We start from the raw sequence: 322 nt of genomic DNA on the forward strand, positions 1-322 counted from the left end.
TATGCGCCCGTAGCTCAATTGGATAGAGCGTTTGACTACGGATCAAGAGGTTAGGGGTTCGACTCCTCTCGGGCGCGTTTTCTTTCGGGAAGTGGCTCAGCTTGGTAGAGCACCTGGTTTGGGACCAGGGGGTCGCAGGTTCAAATCCTGTCTTCCCGATACTTGTTTGGGGGCCTTAGCTCAGCTGGGAGAGCGCCTGCCTTGCACGCAGGAGGTCAGCGGTTCGATCCCGCTAGGCTCCACCATTAGTTCTTTGAAAACTGAACGAAACAAACAACGTGAAACGTCAATTTTTATTTTAGATGCTAGACAAACTAACTTT

The 322-nt window shown here is 50.9% G+C and carries 3 tRNA genes; all 3 read left to right on the plus strand.

Annotation, left to right across the window (positions count from 1 at the left end):
• Positions 1-3: 3 nt before the first annotated feature.
• Positions 4-77 (plus strand) — tRNA-Arg (locus ACS2QP_RS27510).
• Positions 78-85: 8 nt separating this feature from the next.
• Positions 86-159 (plus strand) — tRNA-Pro (locus ACS2QP_RS27515).
• Between the two features lie 10 nt (positions 160-169).
• Positions 170-245: transfer RNA gene (locus ACS2QP_RS27520), tRNA-Ala, on the plus strand.
• The last annotated feature ends 77 nt before the right edge of the window (positions 246-322 follow it).

Source organism: Bacillus cereus group sp. Bce019, assembly GCF_051781745.1.
In the GTDB taxonomy this organism is placed as follows: Bacteria; Bacillota; Bacilli; order Bacillales; family Bacillaceae_G; genus Bacillus_A; species Bacillus_A cereus.